Source organism: Methylothermus subterraneus (assembly GCF_054656915.1).
The window spans coordinates 122,846-144,434 of sequence record NZ_BAAHXK010000005.1; the positions used below are offsets into that span (position 1 = coordinate 122,846).

Genomic DNA, 21,589 nt, shown 5'->3' on the forward strand with positions numbered 1-21,589 from the left:
GGAAAAGTTAAAACCGCGACCTTCCTGCGCCAAAGCGCAGACAAAAAATCGCATCGCTTGGGGCGCGTGTTCAGCCAAGGCAAAAAAAACAATTCGACCCGCGCCCGCAGGCGCTCAAGAGATCAGCCGGGATAGATCACCAAACGCCGAAAAGGATCGCAGCCGACGCTCTCTGCGACCAGGTGATAGCGATTGACGATGTGGTGCTGGATTTTGCGAATCTCGCGTGGCTGAGGCGCCAGCTCCACCGCCACCGATTCTTCTAAAACTTTGCGCACCGCCGCTTCGGTCTCGTTCACGGCGGCCTCCACCTCATCGCCGTCTGCCGCGTCGACCGGCAGGCTAAAGACATGCAGGAGCAAGCGCCGGATCTGGGCGGTGGTGCTCTTTTTGACGCAATGGAGGGGTAGCTTATAGGCGTTGAGAATCCGGCGCAGGCGGGCATCCTCTGCCCGCGAGCGCAACGCCAGCACCATATCGGCGCGTTCGGGGTTGGCCACGGTGCGGGCATCGAAGCGGAAGCTGCGGATCACGCGCTCGACCAAATCGCGGCTGATCGCATAGGGATAAATGCGGATTTCTCCCTTGAGGAGCTCAGGGGACAACGCTTGCCCGGGGAATGGTGATGCGCTTTGGCTCATTGCCACCGGTGTTTCCCCAGCAGCGGTCCGCCGCACTCCCCCGGCGTCTTCGCCTCGCAAGAGGGCGTCCACCGCTGCGGCGGTATCCAAATGAACGATCAACTCGTCGCGACTGACCAATTCCACCACCTGCTCGAAAGTGGGCGGCGCTTTGCGCTCGCTGACGGTTTTTTGGGTACCGCGAAAGCGCGCTTCCTCGTCTCCCAGGGTAACCGTCTGTACCCCTCCCACCAAGTCGCAAAGCGTGGGATTTTGCACCAGGTTCGCCAAGGTGTTGCCATGAGCGGTGCCGATCAATTGCACGCCGCGTTCCGCGATGGTACGGGCGGCCAGGGCCTCAGCGGCGGTGCCGATCTCGTCGATGACGATCACCTCCGGCATGTGGTTCTCCACCGCCTCGATCATCACCGCGTGCTGTTTATCGGGATGGGGCACCTGCATCCGCCGGGCGCTGCCGATGGCTGGGTGGGGAACGTCGCCGTCGCCGCCGATTTCGTTGGAGGTGTCGATAACGATCACCCGCTTGCCGAAATCATCCGCCAAGACCCGCGCCACTTCCCGCAGCTTGGTGGTCTTGCCTACCCCGGGCCGGCCCAGAAGCAAGAGGCTGCGGCCGGATTCGATCAAGTCCCGGATCAGGTCGATGGTGCCGGTCACCGCCCGCCCTACTCGCAAGGTCAACCCGACGATCTCGCCTTTGCGATTGCGAATCGCCGAGATCCGGTGCAAGGTGCCTTCAATACCGGCGCGGTTATCCGCGCCAAATTCCCCGACCCAATCCACCACGTAGTTCAGATCGGCGCGGGTCACCGGCGTTTCCGCAAGAAGGAGCGACCGATCCGCGTAGCGCGCCTGCGGTGGCCGACCTAGATCCAGGACGATTTCCAAGAGGTCTTCGTTGGGAAGCTCGGCGAGCCTATCTCGCAGCGAACCGGGTAAAGTTTGCAACAGCAGTTCAAGATCGTCGTTTACCGGGTAAATACTCATAGGCGTGGCCCGCGGTAGGGTTGCACCGTTGCGATGCGCAATGCATTATTGCAAGAGACTTTAAGGCGTGCAAATCGAATCGCCCGTAAGACCCGCTTTAGGCGGCGGAGTTCAAACGGAAATTTAGGAGACAAGGCATGTGGCCCCTTAAGCTGAGTTTTCTGGCCGCCGCATTGGGCATCGCTTATGCGTTCGGCTGCGCCCTTTGGGTCCTGCGCCAACCGCGCGGAGGAGACGCCTTGCAGGCGCCCTATCGAGCGATACGCGAAGGCGCGGCGGCTTTTATCCAAGTCCAATACGGCACCATCGCTGCCGTCGGCGCGGCGGTGTTTCTTTTATTGTGGGCCCTTCCCCAATTCGGCCTGACAACCGCCTTAGGATTTGCCTTAGGGGGAGTAGGCTCGGCGACCGCCGGTATCTTAGGGATGGCGGTGGCCGTAAGAGCCAACGTACGCACTGCCACGGCTGCTCAAACAAACGTGGCGCGGGCGCTTAAAATCGCTTATCGGAGCGGCTCGGTCACCGGATTCTTGCTTGGGAGTCTGGCGCTCGCGGCCGTTTCTGGCTTTTATCTGTTCTTGCGCGCCGGGCCGGAACCTGACAATCTGACGCCCTTAGCTGGGCTTGGGTTTGGCGCTTCCCTGGTTAGCATCTTCGGCCGACTGGGTGGTGGAATCTTTACTAAAGCTGCCGACGTGGGAGCCGATCTGGCCGGCAAAATAGAGCAGGGCATTGCCGAAGACGATCCGCGCAACCCGGCGGTGATCGCCGACAACGTCGGCGACAACGTGGGTGATTGTGCCGGGATGGCAGCGGATGTGTTCGAAAGTTACACGGTTAGCCTGGCGGCAAGCGTCCTGGTCGCTTCCCGCTTGAGCGCAGAACCCATTTTCCAACATTACCCGTTGGCGCTAGGCAGTGCGGCGCTGCTCGCCCAGTTGCTCGGAAGTCAATTTCTCTGGCTGCTTAAAAACGCCGGCGTTGGTTTTGCCCTGCTGCGCGCAGTGACCATCAGCATTGGGTTTACCGCATTCAGTTATTATTGGATCGGCGAGCAGCTGCTGCAGGCGCATCCGGAATGGAAAAACGCGCTGTTTGGCACGGCTTTAATCGGGCTCGGGGTGGGATTGGGGCTGGTTGTTAACACCGCGTATTTCACCAGTCCCCGCTTCAGGCCGGTACAGCGCATCGCCGCCGCTTCCTGCCAGGGGCACGCCACCAACCTCATCGCCGGGCTGGCCGTGGGTATGCAATCCACCGCCTTTCCCACCCTATTGGTCGCCGCAGGCGTCGTCGGCGCCCATCAGCTTGCGGGGATCTACGGGATCGCGATCGCTACCACCGCTTTGCTGGCCCTGACCCCTATCGTCACCGCCATCGATGCTTACGGACCGGTGGCCGACAACGCCGCCGGTTTAGTCGAGATGGCCCACCTTCCCAAAGCGGTGCGGACGGGGACCGATGCCCTAGACGCCGCCGGCAACACGACCAAGGCCTTGACGAAAGCCTTTACCATCGGCGCGGCGGGGCTGGCCGCCTTGACTCTGATCGTCGCTTACAAGCTGGAGTTTGGGGTTCGCGCCGCCAACCTGAACTTTTCCTTGGACGATCCCTACGTAGTCGCAGGGCTTTTTCTCGGCGCGCTGTTGCCCTTTGAGTTCAGCGGTCTGGCCTTGGATGCGGTAGGAAAGGCCGCTTCCCGAATCGTGGAGGAGGTCCGCCGGCAGTTTCGGGACAATCCGGCTATTTTGACCGGGCAAGCCAAGCCGGATTACGCCCAAGCCGTCGCCATCCTCACCCGCAGCGCCATCCTCGGCATGATGGCTCCAGGTCTGCTGCCTATTCTCGCCCCCGTAGCTGCCGCCTGCATCGCGCCCTGGCTGCCTCCGGGGAGCATGGCGCTTCTGGTCGGCGGCATGTTGCTTGGATCGGTCACTGCCGGCCTGATTCTAGCCTTGTCCATGGGGACCGGCGGCGGCGCCTGGGACAACGCCAAGAAATACATCGAAGCCGGCCACTTCGGCGGCAAAGGTTCGGCGGCCCATCACGCCGCGGTCACCGGCGACACCGTCGGTGACCCTTACAAAGACACCGCCGGCCCCGCAATCAACATCATGAGCAAAGCGCTCAGCCTCGTGGCGGTGCTGCTGGCGCCGCTCTTACACTAATTCCGGCGCGGCCTGGAAATCGCCGCTTCCCATTTGCTTGGCCGGCGATTTGAGCACGTTCATCATCGCCGTCAAGGCCCGATCCATCAGCGGGATCTTGCCCTCGATGGTCTTAGCGCTGCCGCGGCGGAACTCCGCCGCCAGCCCGTGCAAAGTGTATTCGGCCACCTTCATCCCGCGGCGGTTGACAAACACCCGGACTCCGGTCACCTTGCTGATCCAGGAAAGCTTGACACGGTTGATTTTGCCTTGGGCATCGGTCAACTCGAGCCAATCGCCAACCTCCAATTTCCTAGCCTGGGCTAGGAATTCGTCCTCCTCTTCGGATTGGATTTCCGTCGCCAGAACGATTTCCTCGGCGATGTCTTCTTCCCGAATATCGACCAGTTCGGTGACCGAAATCCCTTCCACTTCCGGCAAGTTGGCAGAGATCGCCTCGATTTCCTGCGCAAGATAAGGTTCCGGCCCGCTTTCTTGAAGATGCAGCGCGCGATGCGCCGCCTCCAGCTCCTTGAAAATCAAGGCGATCTGTTTAGGATCGAGCGAGATCGCCTCCAATTCCTGGCGCAATGCGCGCATAAGCCCCGGGAGTCGCTGCCTTATGCGTTTGGCTTCGCTTGCGTCCTTAGGCGGGGTCAGGCTTCGCAGCAAGGTATCGGTCAACGCCAGCTTGGCTTGCCACGCTTGGGGGTCTTTGTCCTGACGCAGACAGGCCAACAGCAACACGTCTTTCCAAGTGGCGGTGAAGAAACGTTTGAGGTTGGGGCTAAGCTGCCGACCGCGCAAGCGGGAAGCCAACTCGTCGGCGACTTGTTTTTTTGCCAACAGCAAATGCTCTTTACTCTGGGTAGCTTGGCGAGTGCGCTCCTCTAAGCGCTCGCTGCGTTGGGCCTCCTGCTCCAAAAACTGAGTAAACTCTTTCAGCAACTCGTCGAACAAACCCACATCCTGCTCGAACTCGAGCAGGACCCTCTCCACCGTGGCGCGGATTTTCTGGAACACCGGGTTCTCTTCCAACGCCTCGTCCCCCGACAAGCCGATGCCCGCGTGGGCCAATTGGTTCAGCAGCAGGCGCGCCGGATGGGATTTTTTGGAGAAGAAGGATTTGTCTAGGAGCGCCACTTTAATGATCGGAATCTGCAGGCGGCCGATCAAAGCCTTAACCGGGGTCGGTAAGCCGCGGTCCTCGAGGATGAAATCGAAGATCATCCCGATCATGTCGATGATGTCTTCGTCCATCGGCGTCAGCGCCCGTTTGCCTCCATGCTCTTCGCCCAGGCGGCCGACCAGCATGAGCTTGAGATTGGCCTCCTCGCCTTTTTGCAGGGCTTCGGTCAACTTGGCCGAAAGCGCCGGATCCTGAAAGGCAGAGAGGGCAGAGACCACCTCTTGGGTGTTGCTGACCACCACCCCCGGTTCGTGACCGCTGGCCGCCAGCGAAGGCAGCCCCGCTTGCGCCCGCCAGGCGGCGAGCAGCGAATGCATGGCCTCAAGCGCCTGCACGTAGGCGGCCTGCTCAGGGCCAAAATCTTGCCGCTTGCCCTCCTCTTGGGCAATTGGGCGATCGTGGCTTGCGCTCTTGCGCGGCTTTCTTGGAATCTCCGGCAGGATCCCCCCCTTGGCCAGAGCTTCGTTCAGGCTGTCGTACACCCCCTCCAGTTCGGCGATGACGTAGCGCTCGTAAAGCTTATAAAGGATCAGCTTGACTTTTAACTCCAAAGTCAATGGCCGCAGCGCCTCGGCCAAAAGCCGCCCTAATCGGTGCGGTCCAAAGGGATTGTCCTCCTCGCTTAGCTCCGCGCATCCGAGCAATTTGGCAAAGCGCTTGTTCAAGGCGTAGAGATCCTTGTAATAGAGGTTGTTGCCCTTGCCGATCAAGGTCGAAACCGCCAAGTCCTCTTCCAGTGCTTCGGGGTCCACCAGCGTTAAATCGTCCTCGCGCAAACGCTTGACCTCGGCCTTGGCGGCTGCCGCCGGCTTGGGCGGCAAAATCCAAAACTCGTCGTAACCTTTTAGGATCGCCTGCAGATAGGCGCGTTCCAGACTGTCCCGCTCGCGGCGCAAATAGCGCATCGCCTCAAAGTACATCTCCTGCAAAATGTGGCTCGTCGCTTTGTCGGACAGGGTAAACAGCTCATCGTCCAATTTCTCAAAAAAACGCGCCCACAAGGGTTGGAATTCCTTCTGAAATAGCGCGCGGCACTCGGCCACCAAAGGGCTGAGCTTGAGATTTTGCGGGCGACTTACCGAGCTCAGATCGACGACTTTGTTTTCCGGAACCATAACGCGTTCTCCAAAAATTAAACCCATGCGTGGTCGTTGTCGCACCTTTGGCTTTAGATTTAAGCTTAAGCGCTCGCTTACCAAGAAGGCGTGACTCAAATCGCAAAAACGGAAACTTTCTGACACCATGCGAACAAAATTGACCATTCGCGAAGGCTGGCTGGAGCCGGTCCGCAAACTCCCTAGCCCAAATCAGGACCTACGCCCGACAGGGGAAATCTCCCTGTTGGTGATTCACTGCATCAGCCTGCCTCCTGGGGAGTTCGGTAAAGGATTTATCGACCAGCTGTTCACCAACCGGCTCGATCCCAAAGCCCATCCTTACTTTGCCGGGATCGCCGAACTTAAAGTGTCGGCGCACCTTTTCATCGACCGTCAGGGAAACCTGACCCAATACGTCCCTTTTCACCGCCGCGCCTGGCACGCGGGGGTTTCCTCTTTTCAAGGGCGCGAAAGATGCAACGACTTTTCCATCGGCATCGAGCTGGAAGGCACCGAAACCCTCCCCTACACCGAGGACCAATACCGAATTTTGGCGAAAGTCGTGCGCGTGCTGCTCAACGCTTACGAAGGGCTGTCCCTAGAGCGCATCGTAGGCCACAGCGACATCGCCCCGGGGCGTAAGACCGACCCCGGGCCGAGTTTTGACTGGCCGCGGCTCCGCCAGCTTGTGGCTTCTTCCGCGCCTATTTGAACTAAAGCGGTCTTGACGCTACGGTTTTCCTTCCCACACGGAAGAATAGCGGCCGGTCCTGGCCGAACTAGTCGGCTGCGGAAGGCGCCTCCAGCAATTCCGGCCGGCTGGCCTGCGGCTCGCCGTCGATTTCGATGAGGTAGTCGAAATTGCCCTCGCCCACGCGCTCTTTGAGCTTGTCCAAAACGTAGCGCACCGTTTTCATATCGTCGTGGGGGCCTTGGATGTAACAAGGCCGGCCCTCCCGCCCGTAGGTGTAATCGGTCGCGCACTGGGAAGGATCGGCCGCGCCAAATAATTTCTCCGCCCGCCAGTAGTCCTCGGCGGGCTCAAAACCAAGCTCCTTGGCGTACGCCACCGCGCCGTGCAAGAGCTTGCGCGCACAGGCCGGTTCGACCGGGCGAATGCCTTGCTCCTCATGGGTCTTGGCCAGCATCGGCTTGAACTTGCCCAAGTAATCGGCCTTGCGCATGACGGTGAAGAACGCCTCTTTGACCCCCAGGCAATAGACGTCCACCACGAAGGCGCTGACTGCGACCTCGGCGTAGGGCGTTTCGCGCGCCAATAACAGGCTGCCTATGCCTACGCGGTGGACGCTCTCGCCCAACAGGCAATCGAGCACGGGGTATTTAAGGTACTTCTCCGGTCGCAGTCCCCGCGCCTGAGTTTTAGCCGCGACTTTCTGCTTGCGCTTTTGCAGCTTGCGCTGCAATTGTTTTTGCCGTCTCGAAGGATCAATCGCCATGTTTTTTCCTTGCTCAGTTCCGCTTGCCTCGCCACATCAGCAGCGCCACCCCTAAAGTGATCGCCGCGTCGGCCAGATTAAAAGCCGGCCAGTGCCAGCTTTGATAGTAAAGGTCCAAAAAGTCGATCACGTAACCAAACCGCGCCCGGTCGATAAAGTTGCCGATCGCCCCGCCCAAGATCAAGGCAAGGCCTACCCCCTCCCAGGGTTTGCGCTCGTCAAGCCGCCACAGCCAGACCAAAATGGCGCCTGCGGCCACCACCGCAAGCCCCAAAAACAACCACCGCTGCCAGCCGGAGGCCGAGGCCAAAAAACTAAACGCCGCGCCTGGGTTGCGCACGTGGGTCAGGCGAAAGCACGGCAAAACCTCCACGCTCTGGCCAAGAGGAAGGCGTGCGGCGATCCAGATTTTGGTGAGCTGATCGAGGGCTGCCACCACCGCCGCCACGCCTAGCCAGATTAATTGCACTCGTTTTGCCTCACGCATACCGCCGCACTTCGCCCTCGCCTTCGACGTTCTCCACGCAGCGCCGACAAAGACCAGGATGCCTAGGATCGGTCCCGACCTCGGGGCGGCGATGCCAACAGCGCACGCACTTGGGATGCGGCGAAGGCTCGGCCAGAATCTTAAGCCCCGCCAGCGCTTCCGCTTCGCTTGCGGCCGGCGGGGCCTGGTCCAGGGGCAGTACCTCGGCTTTGGAGGTAATCAAAACGAAGCGCAATTCGTCTTCGAGCCGGTTGAGCAGCGCGTACAGCTCGTCGTTGCAGTAAAGCCGCACTTCGGCTTCCAGAGAAGCGCCGATCCCGCCGCGCGCGCGCAGCTTCTCCAGCTCTTTGGCGACCTCCCCCCGCACCGCGATCACTTGCTCCCAAAACGCGCGGTTCATGGGGTGGTCTTCCGGCAAAGCGCAAAGGCCCGAATACCAAGTCGTAAGAAACACCGACTCCTCGCGCTCGCCAGGCAGGAATTCCCACACCTCATCGGCGGTGAAGCTCAAAATCGGCGCCAGCCAGCGCACCAGTGCCTCGGCGATGTGGTACATCGCGGTCTGGGTCGAACGTCGCGCCAGACTGTCGGTGCGGCAGGTGTATTGGCGGTCCTTGATCACGTCCAGGTAAAAGCCGCCCAAGTCCACCGCGCAGAAGTTGTGGACCTTCTGATAGACCTGATGGAACTGATAGCTTTCGTAAGCCTTGACCACTTCCTGCTGGAGCCAAAAGGCGCGATCCACCGCCCACGCGTCCAAAGCCAGAAGGTCCGCGTAAGGAACTAGGTGGCAGCCAGGATCAAAGCCGTTCAAGTTGGCGAGCAGATAGCGGGCAGTGTTGCGCAACCGCCGGTAGGTCTCCGCCACCCGGGTCAAGATTTCCTGAGAGACTGCCATCTCGCCGCGGTAATCGGTCGCCGCCACCCACAACCTCAGCACGTCCGCGCCGAGCGTGCTCACCACTTCTTGGGGGGAGACCACGTTGCCGCGGGATTTGGACATCTTGTACCCTTTCTCGTCCACGGTGAACCCGTGGGTCAGCACCGCCCGGTACGGCGCACAGTCTGCCATCGCCACCGCGGTCAATAGCGAAGACTGAAACCAGCCGCGGTGTTGATCCGAACCTTCCAGGTATAAATCCGCCGGAAAACCCAACTCCGGGTGCGTCTTCAGGACGCATTCGTGGGTGACGCCCGAGTCGAACCAGACGTCCAAGATATCGCTAGCTTTTTCGTAGCGCTCGGCTTCTTCGCCGAGCAACTCCTTAGGATCCAGATCGAACCAGGCATCGATTCCCGACGTCTCGATCCGCTGCGCGACCTGTTCGATCAATTCCAACGTGTTGGGGTGCAGATGCCCAGTTTCACGGTGAACGAATACCGCGATCGGCACGCCCCAGTTGCGTTGGCGTGAGATGCACCAATCGGGCCGATTTGCCACCATGGCCTCGATCCGACTCTGCCCCCAGGACGGAACCCATTGAACTTTGCGGATTTCCTCCAAGGCGCGTCGGCGCAGGCCGCATTTGTCCATGGCGATGAACCACTGCGGCGTGGCGCGAAAGACGATCGGGGTTTTATGACGCCAGCAGTGAGGGTAGCTGTGCTCGATCACCTCTTCGTGGAGGAGCGCGCCGTGGGCTTTGAGCACCTCGATCACGCGGTCGTTGGCGGTGAACACGTGCTCCCCCGCAAACAACTCGGTGTCGGGCAAAAAGCGGCCGTCGTCGCCCACCGGATTGACCACCGGCAGACCGTAGCGTCTTCCCACCACGTAGTCCTCCTGGCCGTGGCCGGGAGCGATGTGGACCGCGCCGGTGCCGGCCTCCAGGGTCACGTGCTCGCTCAGGACAATGGGCACCTCGCGCGCGTAGAAGGGATGGCGCAGCCTTAGGCCTTCCAGATCGCGCCCGCGACAGTAGGCTACCACGCGATACTCGGCAATCCCGTACCGACCCATGACGTCCTTGAGCCGGCCTTCGGCGATGAGCAAGCGCTGCGGGCCCTGCGAGGGGCGGCACTGGACCAAGGCGTAGTCGAACTCCGGGTGGAGCGCGACGGCCTGATTGGCGGGCAAGGTCCAAGGCGTGGTCGTCCAGATCACGACCGCGATCGGCCCTTGGCCTTCGTGTCCCGGCACGTGATGGCAGCGCGCCAGAAACGCCGCCTCGTCCGCCGCCGCAAAGCGCACGTCGATCGCGGGCGAGCGCTTGAGCTCGTACTCTACCTCCGCTTCCGCCAAAGCCGAGGCGCAATCGGTGCACCAATACACCGGCCTCAAACCGCGCTCGATGTGCCCGCGGGCGTAAATCTTGCCCAGCGCGCGCAGGATGTCTGCCTCAAAGCGCGGCGCCATGGTCAAGTAAGGCCGATCAAAATCCCCAAGAACCCCAAGCCGAATGAAATCCTGGCGCTGCAGTTCGACCTGAGATCGGGCGTACTCGCGGCAGGCTCGGCGAAACTCGGCCGCAGACACTTTGACGCCGACCTTGCCGAGCTTTTGCTCCACCTTAAGTTCGATCGGCAGGCCATGGCAGTCCCAACCCGGCACGTAGGGTGCGTCAAAACCGCTCAAAGTCTTGGATTTGACGATGATGTCCTTGAGGATCTTGTTGACCGCATGGCCGATGTGGATGGGGCCGTTGGCGTAGGGAGGGCCGTCGTGGAGGATGAATTTCGGCCGGCCCCGGCAGCGCTCGCGCACTTTTTGATACAGGCCCAAAGCCTGCCACTTGGCCAGCCGCTCGGGTTCGCGGCCGGCGAGATTGGCGCGCATGGGAAAGTCGGTTTGGGGTAGGTTTAAAGTGTTTTTATAGTCCATAGGATTTGGCACTCAAAGTTGCAACAGCTTGCGGGCAACCGCCGCGTCTTTTTGAATCTGCGCGCGCAGCGCTGCCACGGTGGGAAATTTAAGCTCATCGCGCAGCTTGTGGTGAAAGAAAACCTCAAGATAACGGCCGTAAAGCTCGCCCGTAAAATCGAACAAGTGCACTTCCAACAGCACTCGACTGCCCCGCTCCACCGTGGGACGCACGCCCACGTTCGCCACCCCCGGCCAGGGCCGGTCGGCCACGCCCTGGACAGTGACCGCAAACACCCCGCAAACCGGGCTTCTTAGGCGCTGCAGGTTGAGGTTGGCGGTAGGAAAACCGAACTCCCGCCCCCGCTTGCGGCCGGCGATCACGCGCCCGCACATGGAATACGGGCGGCCGAGCAGGGCTTGCGCCAGTTTCAAATCTCCCTGCGCCAGCGCCTCGCGGATGCGGGTGCTGCTCACGCGCATCCCGTCCAAGGCAAAAGTGGGCGCAGCGCTCACCTCAAACCGATAGCGCACTCCCGCCGCTTTAAGCAGCGCAAAATCCCCCTCGCGGTTGCGACCAAAGCGGAAATCCTCTCCCACGACCAGGTGCTTCACCTTAAGCCCTTTGGCCAACACCCGCTCGATGAAGTCCCACGCAGGCAAGGCGGCGAGCTTCCAGTTAAACCGCAGCACCACCACCTGATCCACCGGCAACCCCTTAAACTGCGCCAGCTTTTCGCGTAGACAAGTCAGCCGCGCCGGCGCCCGCTCTTTCAAGAAATATTCCAGCGGCTGGGGCTCAAACAAGACCACCGTCACCGGCCAACCTAAGCGCTCACCTTCGCGCGCTAGAGTATGGATGAGATGGCGGTGGCCCAAATGCACCCCGTCGAAATTGCCGACGGTGGCCACGGTACCCGGCGGCGGGGAGCGATGCAGACCGACGATCAAACGCATCGCAAAATTCTAGCAAAATTAGCCGCCGCAACCGATGCGGCATATCCAATAGCTTTAAGGCATCTGCCCCATTCGGGCAGAGCTTTTTATACGAGCAATGGCTTGCGACCAGCGAGTTTTAAGACGGCACAAATTATGCAATTACTCCTTCGCAAAAAGCTCAGCTATGAGGCCAAAAAACCGGCCCGGTCAAGCAACCCGAACTTTTACGAGATTTTTATGCAGGACTTAGTCTGGCTGCAAATTGGCTTCGTTCTTCTCCTCACAGGAGGAGGAGAAGCCTTGCTTTGGTTTTTCCCGAGCCCTTACCAGATCAAGGCGGCGGTCCACGGCTTAAGCTCGATTTTGGCCCTCGCCGCGGTCACCTATCTCGCGCATCGACTCTACCCGGTACTGCGCGGCGCCCGGACTGCGTGGGAAGTCCTGCCAAATGGGCTGCTTATCGCTCTTGCAGCCAATTTGGCCGCTGCCTTGAGCGGCAACTGGATCTACATGCGTTACCGTGGGGAAGAGGGGCCACGCGATTGGATTTTGGCCAACGCGCCGGCCTTTCATAACGTGCTGATGGAATTTAAGGAATTCGTGTCTCTTTTCCCATGCTTGCTTTTGACGACCGCGGTGTTTTGCGCGTTTTATTACGGCGAGCAAGTGCTCCGGCGGCGCGAACTGGCACAGTTTTTCGCCGTGTTGATATTGGCTGCTTGGATGTTTGCGCTCATCGGCTGGGTCAGCGGGGTAACTTTAGCCAAACTCAGGTTCGTATAATGCACCGGCAATCTCATTCTGTACCCTCTTTGCTCGTCTCGGAACCTAAGACGGTCGCTGTCAAGATCTCCAGCGCCCTTAAAGCCAAGCCCTCTGGACCGCTGGTAGCCGCTTCCACTTCCGTGCTGTTTGCCGTTTTCACCTTGCTGGTAACCCACCATTTGTCGCGTCTGACGCCCGAATTAGAGCAAGCGATCTTCGCGTTCGGCGCTTGGATCCCTTGGGCGCACGGGACAGGGCCCAACGGCAATATTGGTTCGTATGCAGGCAAGGAAACCCTAGCTGCGCTCGTTTGGGCAATAAGCTGGGCGGGTTTCCATTTAGCCTGGCGCCGCCTCGACTTCGACCTCAGGATCTGGCTTTGGGTATTCGTTATCGCCCTAGGCACTTTGACCCTAGGATTTCTCCACCCCATCGCGGATCCCTTGGTTTTAACCCTCGCAGGCTGGTTAGGAATTATCCAATGAAGCGCCGTTTTCTCTGGTCTTTGCTCGCGCTTACCCAGATCGCCCAAGGCGACGCCTTGTTAGTCGCCTCGACGCCGCCAGCCGATGCCAAACTCTCTCATTTTGCCGGCCAGGTGATCTTTCGCTTTCGAGGGAATATCTCAGCGCAGGCACCGAGCTTGGTCGTGGTCGACGAATTTGGCAATCGCGTTGATCGAGGCGACATGCAAATCCGTTTGATCGAAGACGGTGCAGAACTCTCCACCACGACTCCGCCTTTGACATTAGGGCGTTATGCCGTGCGTTACCGGGTGCTCACCGAGGATGGTTTGGTGCTCAGCGGCATTCAACATTTCACGATCCATTGAGGAATCTATGCAGCGCCGTTGGTTGTGGAGTTTACTGTTTCTCAGCGCAATCGCTCACGCCTCCGTGCCTTTAGGTAAGCCACGCAACCCAGCAGGCAGCAAAAGCGGTTTATTCGGCTGCCTGCAAACCAACCCCTATTATGCGGCCAACTTTGCTGCCTACCTTGCCGATATCAACATCGCAAAAGGGCGCCAATCCTTAAAGCCCTGGTGCCAAAACCTACCGCGCGCGGGCCTCATCCACATCTCTATCGATCTCCTCGACCGCGATGCACGCCACAAACCGGTGATGCTGCGGATCGTCGATAGCCAAAGGAACGTTTTAGCGCAAACGGAGCCAAAAATAGCCCCAACCGGGGTGGTTACCACCACCGCCGATCTCACCTCGAACGGCGATTACGAAGCAGTCTTGCTCGTGTACGACGACGAGCTTAAAGTCCCTCCGGAAACCTCGGCCTTACACATTCCGATACACGTCGGCCCTGCAGGTAACGGGTCGATCTCCAACCGGCTCGTGTTGAGCCTGGTTGTCCTAATGTTGGGGCTTGCTTTAATCCTAGTTTTGGCCTTACCCAAGCTTATCCCAGTTAGACCGAATCCCATCGAAGAATGAAGAAAAAATGGATTTCCTTGGCTCTGTCTCTCTGGCCGGCGCTTTCCTCTTATTCACATGCCAAAGAGCAGCTCAGCGAGCTTTCTACTCTGGTGGTAGAGAGCCAAAATCCTACGCAAAGCAGCTTGGGCGGATCCAGTCAAACTTTAGACTGGTCGCAGGATTTTTACCCAGCTCACGTCTTCAACGTTAACGAAGCCCTGCGCAAAGCGCCTGGCATTTACGTGCGCGACGAGGAGGGATTTGGTATTCGCCCCAACATTGCCTTTCGCGGTCTAAATCCTTTTCGTTCGACTAAAACCCTGTTTCTAGAAGACGGCCTGCCGTGGAACTTTGCCCCTTATGGCGATAACGACATTTACTACCATCCACCTATAGAACGCTATCAAGCAGTAGAAATCATCAAGGGTCCAGATTTAAATCGCTTCGGACCGCAGACCATAGGCGGTGCAGTCAACTACCTCACCCCGGAGATTCCCATGGGCTTTGCCGGCGAAATAAATTTCACCGGCGGCACTCGCGATTATAAAGCGGGGCACGCGCGTTTAGGCGGGGGAAATGAAACGGCTGGGTTGCTGCTTGACTACGTCCACAAAGAGGGGTTGGGCTCCAGACGCGAAACTTTTGTCGCGTTAGACGATGTGTTTTGGAAAACCCGTCTAAACCTAGGTCAAGCCCATACCCTGCAATTTCATGCCGATTATTACCGGGAGGATTCCCAATCGACCTTTGGTCTGACCGAAGCGGAATGGCGCCACTTTGGTCCAAGATACAATCCTTTCCCCAACGACGAGTTTGCGACCCATCGCTGGTCAGTTGCTGCCACCCATCAATGGCGGCTGAGCGATCGCTGGTTTCTGACCACCCGCTTTTATTGGTCGCGTTTTCACCGCGACTTCTGGCGGCAGATGAACCAGCAGCCCACCGACGATTATGCAAAGTTCGCTGTGGCCGCACGCGATCCAGATTGCGTCAATCTGCGCAACCTACGCATGCTCGGCGAGCGCATCGATGTCAATGCGTGCGACTTCAGCCGCGGCAGGCTGCGCAAATACGAAACCTGGGGCATCACTCCCGTATTTCACGCGAACTATCAACTTTTTGGCTTTGCCGGCGAACTAGAGACCGGATTTAGGGCCCATTTCGAAGACCAGGACCGACGTACTGAAGATGGGGCCGCCCCCAGAGCGCGTAACGGCGAGCCGGTAGAAATCAATAAACGCTATGCCGACGCTTACGCCGGCTATTTTCAAAACAAATTCCTATTTGGCGACCTCAGCCTTACCCCGGGGGTGCGGGTGGAAGCTATTGACTATCGCCGCATCAACCGTTTGAGCTCCCCGAATGTACGGGGGGATTTTTCGCTGACTAAGCCCTTGCCTTCGCTGGCTATAAGCTATACCCCCTGGCCAGAGCTCGAGCTGTTTTTTGGCCTTCACCGCGGTTTTGCCCCGCCTAGAGTAGAAGATGCGGTAGACAATCTCGCCGGCGGTCCGATCGAAATCGATGCCGAGCTAAGCTGGAACTACGAATTTGGCTTGCACGCTCGGCCTATTTCTGGCGTCAAACTCGACTTGAGCTATTTCCGCATGGATTTTGACTCCCTAACAGCGGTCGGCACAGTCGGCGGCAACGATACGCCGGTGGCGCAAGGAAAGGCCTTGTTTCAAGGGATGGAACTAGGGGTCAGGCTGGAGGCTGCGGAAATGTTCAACTGGTCGCACAACTTCTACCTTCAACTGGCCTACACTTGGATTCCCACCGCCGACGCGGAAAGCGCTTTTCGCTGTTTGCCGCAAACCAACGGCATTATTTCCCCGGCTTGCCCAAACGGCTTGGTATTCGGATCGAGTCCCGGCAACCGCCTACCTTATGCTCCCGAACACCTAGTCACCGCCACCGTGGGTTACACCCATCCCACCGGCTTGGACCTGCGCTTTGAGACGGTAGTGGTCAGCGAACAATTCGGCGACTTCATGAACCTCAAGTCCGGCGCCTACCATCCCAATGGGCCAAGCAGCGCTGAGGCCCTCTCGGGCCAATACGGCAGAATCCCGACTTACGCGGTGGTCAACGTTGACTATCGTTTCCACCTTTAGGAGGTCACTATGTATACCCCTCACGACGACACCTTAGGCAGCAACCTCAAAGCTTCGATCTGGCTCGCTATACCGCTTGCGCTTGCTTTCCTTTGGCTAACCTTAGGGTTCTCCCCCAAGGAAAGCACCCCCTATTTCCTAGGCGAAAAGGTCTTGGCGAAATGCCAAGATGCCTATTTGCTTGGCACCATAGAAAAAGTGCGCACCTTGGGCTACGCGGTCCATTTCGGTCCAGAAACCCAGCCGATCTTGTGCGCCAATTACCTCTGGCAAGCCGAGTTTTTAGAAAGCTACCAACCCGTGGCGCAATTCCAGCACGGCCAAACCACCTGGCAAATCGGCGACCAAGTCGAATTGGCTTTTTTGGTAGAAGGCAAGAAACGAACCCTCAAAGCTAAAATTTCCGACTTGACCTCAAGCGGGAAGGTGAGTCTGAAATACCCGGAAGGCGAACCGCTTGCAGTCGCCTATTTTCAAAGCCATATAGGCAAAAACTACGTGCCCCTTGGCGCTTATTGGATGCGTAAGCTGTAAATCACGGCACGGTCAGATCCACTTGCCGGCCAGCCCAGTTTAAGACAAGCCCAGAGCGATCCGACGGATAGCTGAGTTCGACGACGCGCTCCGGTCCTAAAAGGCGGCAGATGAACTCGCCCGCACGCTCGCGCAACTGCACCTGGGTAAGGTTCTCGCGGCCAAAGAGCGAAGGCTTGAGCGCCACCAAAAAGCGGTCGCGCCGTTGGGCCACAGGCGGTACGATCTCGATGCGCCAGCGCCCAGGTTCGGGCGGATGCCGGCGATAGCGGGCGAGAAACGGCCAGATTTTTCCTTCTTCGTCGTAATTTCGGCCGTCGACCCAAAACTCCGCGCCTCGGCCGCCGACCAGGTTCAACCACGCCTCCTTTGGAAACAGCACCTCCCCTTCCAGGCGGCCGCCAACTTGGTTCCGGGCCGGATCGGGAAGCACTTCCACAAAGAATTTGTTGCCTAGGACGCGCGGGCGCTCCTGGGTGTGGAGCAAAACGCGCTTGATGAAAGAAGGGTCGGTAGAGCTTGCGTCGTCGTGGATCAGGACCGTATCTTCTTTGCGGTCGTAGACGAAAGTCCGCACGTAGCGCTGCACCCGGCAGGTGCGGTCGTAAAAATTGCCCTTACCGCAGCGGCGGTTGGTATAGGCCGGGGTCAGATCGGCCACCGCCACGATGAGGTCGTCGCCGGCAAAATAGCGCAGAATTTTTCCGGTGTGATACGTCTCGAAGTTTTCCTGCCACTCGGCAAGATCGATCGGCGCGCGCTTGCCCCAGCCCGAACCCACCCGGCGCTGGCCGCCGTCGTTGGCGATTGGACGCGGCTCTTGCTCGTCTTTGCCCGGCATCCAAGCCGTGTCTTTAGGATCGGTGACGGTGAGGGTATTATGGGCGATGGTCTGATAAGCGTAGTTCAAGTGATGGTCCGAACCGTAGTGCGGGCCATAGACGCCGCTGTCGACGATCAATTCGGCGCCTTTGTAGAGGGTGAAAGACCCCTGATCCAAGTGCGAATGCGACCAAAAATTATCTCCGGCCTTGAACGTCACGTAGGTGGCTTCGCGGCTCCAGTCGCTGCGCGCGATCACCATGCCGATGCCGTCGAACCATTTTTCTAAAGGCAGCGTCGCAACTGCGCCAGGATCGCACAAAGAGTCGTCCGGAAGCGGCCCCCACGGCCAGGCGGTGGGCTGGAAGTTGCGAAGGCAGCCGAAAAAGCGGTAGGCGGCGCGATGGCGATATTCTAAGGCGAGGGCAAAGCGCTCGGGCTCCTCGCGGTCGAAAAACGCCCCATCCCCCCAGCGCATGTGCGTCCCGTCGGGGCGGCGGCGAAAGAGCAAAAAGTCCAAAAACCCCCGGATCCCGGGCTCGCTGGCGAACAGGTCTTCGCCGGTGGCAGAGCGCCACATCGCCGGCACGCTCCAGATCGCCTGGCCGATCCCGATGCCTACGTACTCGCCGCCCTCATGCCAGCCGCCGGCTTTGCCCATCACCTGGCGCCATACCGGAAGCACGCGGTGTTTCCAAAGCTCGTAGGCGAACGCCAGACACGGTTCCCCTTGAGGGTGGTCGCCGTACAGGGAAAGCGCTACCGCCATCAAGGCCTGGAACGGGCGGTTGTAGAAGTACACGTTGTACGGCGACAGCGCCTCCTTGCGGATATAGTCGGCAAGGTAGCGGCAGCCTTCGGCCAGTTTTTCCTGAAGCCTTTGGCGCTGAGGCGAAGACAGTTTTGGATAGAGCCAATCGTAGACCACCGCCAAAGGCTGGGCCTGCTCGTGGCCACGCCAAACGTATTGCAGCCCGGTTAGGCGTTCGACCACCCGATTAAGATCGATTTGCGCCGGGTCTGCTAAAGCCACCAGGGCGATGGAATAAAAGTCCCCTTCTCCTCTTTGCGCCTTTTGCGCGTGCAAGCGAAGATAGCTCGGATTGCGTCGCTTGAGCTCCAAAAGTTCGAGCGGCGAAGGCGCAGGCAGGCGCGGATGGGCAAAGCGAAACTGCGGTAAGTTCGGCGCCGGCAACTCCTCAGGGCGCGGCAGCGCCCGCTCGGATTTGTGGCCTGCCGCAGAATCCATCCAGACCAGGCGGCCGGTGGTCAAACTCACGACCGCCGCCAGCCCGTAAAGCCAAAGGCGGCCTTTGACCTGCGGCCGCCAGGCCAAGGCCGGCGCCTCTGGCCTGGCCTTGACTTTGAGCATCGCATACGCGAAAGCCGCCCAGGCCAAATAGGCGTCGGTCGCATCGGGATAGCGCCCAGGGATGGACCTTTGGCACCATTCCAGATACAGCGCCAGAGAAAATACCGCCGCGCCTCCCAAGAGCGCCGCCAGCCACCGCCTCGGTTCGGACACAAACGTATGGGCAAAAAAGCCTAAGGTCAGATACGGCCAGATTCCAAGGAGGATATCGATCAGGCCGGTGATGCCGTGCTGCTGGGCGGCAAAGGGAATCCAGTTGAGCGTCGGGACGACCCGCCCTCCCTCTTCGGCCGTCAGCGCCTCCGTGACTTGAGCGGCAAGCACTAAGACAATGCCCAAGACCGACCCGGCCCGCTCCTCCAGCCCTTTTAAAAAAGCCAGACCCAAACTCGCCCCGATCAAGCCTAAGCCAGCCTCTAAGCTCAGCTGCCGGCCCACGATCGGAATCTTGGCCAACAGCACCCCGCCCAAGACCGCCCAGAAAATCCTCCCAAACGGCGCCTTGGGCTGCAGGATACGGAACAACAAAAGCCCCAGAGCCGTAAAATGCAGCAGCGCCACCCAGGCTTTGGCCGCTTTCAGCGGCCGGATCCCCTGCCAGGCCTCCCACAGCGGTTTGACCCCGTGCTTGAGCGCGCTTAAGTCCAAAGAAGGCACCAGAGGGGTCAGCTCCGACAAGGCCCAACACGCCAGCGCCAAGGCCCCAAGATCGGCCAGAGGATCGGCGCGGACCCAGCGTAGAATTAAGGTTTTGCACCGCGCGCCCAGCGGCAGGCGCCGAAAAGCTATGCCGGCCAGGGCCCCCAACCCCGTCCCCAAGGTATTCATCGCCACATCGCCCAAAGAGGCGACGCGCGCTGGAAAGAACAGCTGCCAATACTCGACGGTCAAACTCAAGCCAAAGCCGCTCAACACCGCCGCCGCCATCGCCCACCCGACCAGCAAAAAGTCAAGCCGCGCGACTACTAGCCAGCCCCAGGGAAGATACACGAGCAAATTGACCAAGACGTCGGGCGCAGAATAGCTACGCCGCGCCGCCTCCCAATCGAACAAGCGATCGACCGCTACCGGCGTGTCCCAAGGCAGGTGCTCGAAAGGAAACAGGCTGCCATAGACCAAGAGCAGGCCATAGCCTAAGACCCAAAAGCCTCTCATGCGCTTTTGGCCGCTACCGTTACCAAGTGGCGGGGGCGGAGCCCGCCAAGCCACAAGCATCCCCCATAGACCAAAACCCCAACTCCTACCCCCAAGCCGAGCACCCATGCCCTCTCCGAACCCGGCATGGCCGGCCAGTCTCGGCTGGCCACGGCAAAGTACAACCCGCTGCCCAACACGGCGTTGGCCAAGATCACCCGCAGCAAGAACCCCCCCCAGCCGGCACCCGGTCGATAGACCCGCTCGCGCCGCAAGCGGACGAACAGGAGCCAAGCGTTCAAGCACGCCGCCAGCGAAGTCGAAAGCGCCAGTCCGGCATGCGCCAAAGGCCAGATCAGGGCGAAGTTGAAAGCGATGTTGGCGAGCATCGCCCACACCCCAAACCGGACCGGAGTTTTGGTGTCCTGGCGCGAGGTAAATCCGGGGACCAAAATCTTGACCAGGATAAAGCCCAAAAGCCCTCCGCCGTAAGCCATCAGGCTCAAGCTTGCCATGTGGGCATCATAGGCGGTAAACGAGCGGTACTGAAACAAAGTGATGAGGATCGGCTCGGCCAGGATTACCAGCCCCAGGGTCGCCGGCAGCCCGATCAGGATCACCCAGCGCAAGGCTACGTCCAAAGTCGCGGCAAACAACTCCCGCCGCCCTCCTGCCCAGTCCTTGGCCAGGTTGGGCAGAATCACCGTCGCCAGGGCGATCCCGAACACCCCCAAAGGAAACTCAACCAAGCGGTCGGAATAATACAGCCAGCTGATGCTCCCCGCCGGTAAAAACGAAGCAAACAGCGTGTCCACCAACAGGTTGATCTGGGTCACCGAAACGCCGACCAGGCCAGGCAGCATGAGCTTTAAGATCTTGCGCACGCCCGGATCGTGAAAGCCATAGCGCAGCCTGGGCAAAAGCTTAAGGCGCCACAGGCTGGGAAACTGAAATAAAAGCTGCAAAAGACCGGCCGCGAACACGCCCCAGGCCAAAGCCGTAATCGGCTGGGCAAGCTTAGGCGCAAGCCACAGGGCAGAAGCGATCAGGCTCAAGTTCAACCAGATCGGGGTCAAAGCCGGCAGAGCAAAGCGGCCCATAGTGTTGAGGATGCTGCTCGCCAAAGCGGTGGAAGAGATGAAAAACAGGTACGGGAAGGTGATCTTCAGCATCTCCACCGCCAACTCGTACTGGGAGCTAAAGCGCGCAAACCCCGGAGCGAACGCCAGCACGATCCAAGGCGCGGCCCAAATCCCAAGCGCGGTCACCGCCAGCAACACCAAAGCCAAGGAGCCTGCGGTCCGGTCAAGAAACGCTTTTAATTCCGCCTGGCCGCGTTTTTCCTTGTATTCGGCCATCACCGGCACAAAGGCCTGGGAGAACGCGCCCTCGGCGAACAGCCGGCGCAAAAAGTTGGGAATCTTGAACGCCACGAAAAACGCGTCGGTGGCCGCATCGGCCCCGAACACCATGGCCACGACCATGTCGCGTACAAACCCTAAGACCCTAGAAATCAAGGTCATGCCGCCGACGACGGCGGTCGACTTGAACAATCTGCCGCTCAACTTCCCCTCACTTTGGCAAAAGAGGTCTAAGTATAAGCACTTAACCGATACGGAAACAGCAAGCTCTGTTAGAATTTGGCTTTTCGCAATTTTCCGGCCAAGAAAGCTC

The 21,589-nt window shown here is 59.5% G+C and carries 16 protein-coding genes; 8 read left to right on the top strand and 8 right to left on the bottom strand.

The features are described from left to right. Positions 1-122: 122 nt before the first annotated feature. Positions 123-1,628: a R3H domain-containing nucleic acid-binding protein gene (locus ACYQ3M_RS06130; RefSeq protein WP_460035184.1), complete on the bottom strand. Its 1,506-nt coding sequence runs from the start codon at positions 1,626-1,628 to the stop codon at positions 123-125. Positions 1,629-1,765: 137 nt separating this feature from the next. Here ACYQ3M_RS06130 and ACYQ3M_RS06135 point away from each other — a divergent pair, with 137 nt between their 5' ends. Continuing rightward, positions 1,766-3,796 (top strand): sodium-translocating pyrophosphatase, encoded by a 2,031-nt coding sequence (locus ACYQ3M_RS06135; RefSeq protein ID WP_460035185.1) that lies wholly within the window; start codon positions 1,766-1,768, stop codon positions 3,794-3,796. Here ACYQ3M_RS06135 and ACYQ3M_RS06140 read toward each other — a convergent pair. Then, positions 3,788-6,079: a DUF1631 domain-containing protein gene (locus ACYQ3M_RS06140; RefSeq protein ID WP_460035186.1), complete on the bottom strand. Its 2,292-nt coding sequence runs from the start codon at positions 6,077-6,079 to the stop codon at positions 3,788-3,790. The genes ACYQ3M_RS06135 and ACYQ3M_RS06140 overlap by 9 nt on opposite strands. Before the next feature lie 127 nt (positions 6,080-6,206). Between ACYQ3M_RS06140 and ampD the strand changes: the two genes are divergently transcribed. After that, a complete protein-coding gene (ampD, locus tag ACYQ3M_RS06145; RefSeq protein ID WP_460035187.1) occupies positions 6,207-6,773 on the top strand; it encodes a 1,6-anhydro-N-acetylmuramyl-L-alanine amidase AmpD in 567 nt (188 codons plus the stop codon). A 67-nt stretch (positions 6,774-6,840) separates the two neighbouring features. On the opposite strand, the gene ACYQ3M_RS06150 is transcribed toward ampD, so the two are convergent. The 4 genes from ACYQ3M_RS06150 to ribF are packed head-to-tail and all read right to left on the bottom strand — an operon-like array spanning position 6,841 to position 11,762. After that, entirely contained in the window at positions 6,841-7,518 is a 678-nt protein-coding gene (locus ACYQ3M_RS06150; RefSeq protein WP_460035188.1) for a hypothetical protein, read from the bottom strand. A 13-nt stretch (positions 7,519-7,531) separates the two neighbouring features. Further along, complete coding sequence (gene lspA / locus ACYQ3M_RS06155; RefSeq protein ID WP_460035189.1) at positions 7,532-7,987, bottom strand: signal peptidase II; 456 nt, start codon at positions 7,985-7,987, stop codon at positions 7,532-7,534. 10 nt (positions 7,988-7,997) lie between these two features. Continuing rightward, the gene (gene ileS / locus ACYQ3M_RS06160; protein WP_460035190.1) at positions 7,998-10,826 is read right to left on the bottom strand and encodes an isoleucine--tRNA ligase; all 2,829 of its coding nucleotides are present in this window, start codon (positions 10,824-10,826) and stop codon (positions 7,998-8,000) included. Between the two features lie 12 nt (positions 10,827-10,838). Continuing rightward, positions 10,839-11,762, bottom strand: coding sequence for a bifunctional riboflavin kinase/FAD synthetase (ribF, locus tag ACYQ3M_RS06165; RefSeq protein ID WP_460035191.1), 924 nt, complete (start codon positions 11,760-11,762; stop codon positions 10,839-10,841). Between the two features lie 219 nt (positions 11,763-11,981). Here ribF and ACYQ3M_RS06170 point away from each other — a divergent pair, with 219 nt between their 5' ends. The 6 genes from ACYQ3M_RS06170 to ACYQ3M_RS06195 are packed head-to-tail and all read left to right on the top strand — an operon-like array spanning position 11,982 to position 16,587. Then, positions 11,982-12,527 carry a hypothetical protein gene (locus tag ACYQ3M_RS06170; protein WP_460035192.1) on the top strand — a complete coding sequence of 182 codons (546 nt, stop codon included), beginning with the start codon at positions 11,982-11,984 and terminating at the stop codon, positions 12,525-12,527. Beyond that, a complete protein-coding gene (locus ACYQ3M_RS06175) occupies positions 12,527-12,994 on the top strand; it encodes a hypothetical protein (protein ID WP_460035193.1) in 468 nt (155 codons plus the stop codon). The genes ACYQ3M_RS06170 and ACYQ3M_RS06175 overlap by 1 nt, the downstream gene beginning before the upstream one ends. After that, on the top strand, positions 12,991-13,341 hold the full coding sequence (locus tag ACYQ3M_RS06180) for a copper resistance CopC family protein (protein WP_460035194.1): 351 nt from the start codon (positions 12,991-12,993) through the stop codon (positions 13,339-13,341). Before ACYQ3M_RS06175 ends, ACYQ3M_RS06180 begins: the two co-directional genes overlap by 4 nt. A gap of 7 nt (positions 13,342-13,348) precedes the next feature. After that, positions 13,349-13,954, top strand: coding sequence for a hypothetical protein (locus ACYQ3M_RS06185; RefSeq protein WP_460035195.1), 606 nt, complete (start codon positions 13,349-13,351; stop codon positions 13,952-13,954). Continuing rightward, on the top strand, positions 13,951-16,053 hold the full coding sequence (locus ACYQ3M_RS06190; RefSeq protein ID WP_460035196.1) for a TonB-dependent receptor family protein: 2,103 nt from the start codon (positions 13,951-13,953) through the stop codon (positions 16,051-16,053). Before ACYQ3M_RS06185 ends, ACYQ3M_RS06190 begins: the two co-directional genes overlap by 4 nt. Positions 16,054-16,062: 9 nt before the next feature. Beyond that, complete coding sequence (locus ACYQ3M_RS06195) at positions 16,063-16,587, top strand: hypothetical protein (RefSeq protein ID WP_460035197.1); 525 nt, start codon at positions 16,063-16,065, stop codon at positions 16,585-16,587. Position 16,588: 1 nt separating this feature from the next. Here ACYQ3M_RS06195 and ACYQ3M_RS06200 read toward each other — a convergent pair whose 3' ends face one another. Both ACYQ3M_RS06200 and murJ read right to left on the bottom strand, forming a co-directional pair. After that, a complete protein-coding gene (locus ACYQ3M_RS06200) occupies positions 16,589-19,936 on the bottom strand; it encodes a VanZ family protein (protein ID WP_460035198.1) in 3,348 nt (1,115 codons plus the stop codon). Beyond that, on the bottom strand, positions 19,933-21,480 hold the full coding sequence (gene murJ, locus ACYQ3M_RS06205) for a murein biosynthesis integral membrane protein MurJ (protein WP_460035199.1): 1,548 nt from the start codon (positions 21,478-21,480) through the stop codon (positions 19,933-19,935). Before murJ ends, ACYQ3M_RS06200 begins: the two co-directional genes overlap by 4 nt. Between the last annotated feature and the right edge of the window lie 109 nt (positions 21,481-21,589).

Bases quoted from the DNA above. Each gene is read 5' to 3' on its own strand.
- ACYQ3M_RS06130 (WP_460035184.1), bottom strand. From the start codon at position 1,628: ATGAGTATTTACCCGGTAAACGACGATCTTGAACTGCTGTTGCAAACT.
- ACYQ3M_RS06135 (WP_460035185.1), top strand. From the start codon at position 1,766: ATGTGGCCCCTTAAGCTGAGTTTTCTGGCCGCCGCATTGGGCATCGCT.
- ACYQ3M_RS06140 (WP_460035186.1), bottom strand. From the start codon at position 6,079: ATGGTTCCGGAAAACAAAGTCGTCGATCTGAGCTCGGTAAGTCGCCCG.
- ampD (WP_460035187.1), top strand. From the start codon at position 6,207: ATGCGAACAAAATTGACCATTCGCGAAGGCTGGCTGGAGCCGGTCCGC.
- ACYQ3M_RS06150 (WP_460035188.1), bottom strand. From the start codon at position 7,518: ATGGCGATTGATCCTTCGAGACGGCAAAAACAATTGCAGCGCAAGCTG.
- ileS (WP_460035190.1), bottom strand. From the start codon at position 10,826: ATGGACTATAAAAACACTTTAAACCTACCCCAAACCGACTTTCCCATG.
- ribF (WP_460035191.1), bottom strand. From the start codon at position 11,762: ATGCGTTTGATCGTCGGTCTGCATCGCTCCCCGCCGCCGGGTACCGTG.
- ACYQ3M_RS06170 (WP_460035192.1), top strand. From the start codon at position 11,982: ATGCAGGACTTAGTCTGGCTGCAAATTGGCTTCGTTCTTCTCCTCACA.
- ACYQ3M_RS06175 (WP_460035193.1), top strand. From the start codon at position 12,527: ATGCACCGGCAATCTCATTCTGTACCCTCTTTGCTCGTCTCGGAACCT.
- ACYQ3M_RS06180 (WP_460035194.1), top strand. From the start codon at position 12,991: ATGAAGCGCCGTTTTCTCTGGTCTTTGCTCGCGCTTACCCAGATCGCC.
- ACYQ3M_RS06185 (WP_460035195.1), top strand. From the start codon at position 13,349: ATGCAGCGCCGTTGGTTGTGGAGTTTACTGTTTCTCAGCGCAATCGCT.
- ACYQ3M_RS06190 (WP_460035196.1), top strand. From the start codon at position 13,951: ATGAAGAAAAAATGGATTTCCTTGGCTCTGTCTCTCTGGCCGGCGCTT.
- ACYQ3M_RS06195 (WP_460035197.1), top strand. From the start codon at position 16,063: ATGTATACCCCTCACGACGACACCTTAGGCAGCAACCTCAAAGCTTCG.
- ACYQ3M_RS06200 (WP_460035198.1), bottom strand. From the start codon at position 19,936: ATGAGAGGCTTTTGGGTCTTAGGCTATGGCCTGCTCTTGGTCTATGGC.